The organism is Nocardia sp. NPDC058497 (genome assembly GCF_042720195.1).
Lineage (GTDB): Bacteria > Actinomycetota > Actinomycetes > Mycobacteriales > Mycobacteriaceae > Nocardia.
In genome coordinates, this window is the sequence record NZ_JBHXMY010001006.1 from 1 (window position 1) to 1,238 (window position 1,238).

Genomic DNA, 1,238 nt, shown 5'->3' on the forward strand with positions numbered 1-1,238 from the left:
ACGGTGACGAATACCGTCGCGGTCACCGCCAACCCCGCCACCGTGAAGGTCCCGGTGACGCGTATCCCGTCCGGGCTGTCGGAGACAGATTCCACGCCCGACGGCGCGAAGCCCCGCACGACGTCGTAGGGAACAACAGCCGTCGCCGTCGCCGTGGCCGCGACAAGGTTCGACGTGCGGTTGCCGAGCACGTCGCTCAGCGGCGCGGAGACGTCGGTCAGCACGACATCGAGGTGGCGGACGGAAATGTTGTCCCCACTCCAGTCGCCGACCCGGATGTCGATCTCCGGATAGTTGCCGTCGGCGGCCTGGGTCAGAAACGGAAACCCGCGGATATCGACGTCCGGTGGGTGCGGAAGGTTGTACTCGGCCGCCACCTTGCGGCCGATCTCGTTCTGCACCACCACGACTGCGACCCGATCACCGACGATCAACCCGATCACCGAGACGACGATCAGTATCAGCACTGTGCGCATACGCTCACCCTCTCGACCATCCCACCATCATGCTGTGCCCCCGGGCCCGGTCTGCACAGCTCGGCCGCCTGTCACACGGAGGAGCTCGAGTTTGCCCGCGTCGGGGGTTGTGGCCGCGGCGGTGTAGGTCACCATGTACAAGTCGGCGCCCGGCACCAGGAGCACGTCGCAGTCGAGTAGGAGTTCTCCGACTTCGGGATGGATGATCGTCTTCCGATCGGTCACATGTTGTGCTGTGGTCGCCGTCGCCCAGAGGTGCGCGAAGCCGGGCGAACCTTGTCGCAGGTCCTGGACCAGTCGGCTGAGGCGGGCGTCGGCGGGATAGCGGGTCAGCGCGTCCTTCAGGTCCGCCACGATCGACGTCGCGAACGCGTCGTCTCCGCGCTCGGAACGAATCGGCCGCATCGCCGCACGCGCGGCGCCGTGGCCGAAGAGCGCGAGCGCGAGATTTCGTTCCGGCGCCGGGATCACGGCGGGATCACCGTGCAGAGCTGTCCACATGCTGTTCCACCACACGAGGGACCAGTCGGCGGTGAACACGCCGATCGGGATGTCACCGAGGCGAGTGGTGAGTCGTTGAATGCCGGCGGGAACGTGGTCGCTGATGGTCCCGTCCTGCGGCGGTAGCTGTCCCGCACTGCGATACAGCTGATCGCGCTCGGCCCGGGACAGCTGCAGAGCCCCGGCGAGCGCCGCGACGACCAGAGGTGATGGGTCCAGTGTCTTATAAACAACACACGCAGCCGACGACTAGAGAGGTGT

At 66.5% G+C, this 1,238-nt stretch carries 2 protein-coding genes; both read right to left on the reverse strand.

Features of this window, described 5'->3' with window-relative positions; genetic code table 11:
* A partial coding sequence (locus ACFWPJ_RS33275) for a DUF2993 domain-containing protein (protein WP_378857565.1) occupies positions 1–476 on the reverse strand: 476 nt, incomplete at its 3' end.
* A gap of 27 nt (positions 477–503) precedes the next feature.
* Positions 504–1,196, reverse strand: a complete 693-nt coding sequence (locus tag ACFWPJ_RS33280; protein WP_378857567.1) for a transcriptional regulator — start codon at positions 1,194–1,196, stop codon at positions 504–506.
* Positions 1,197–1,238 lie beyond the last annotated feature (42 nt).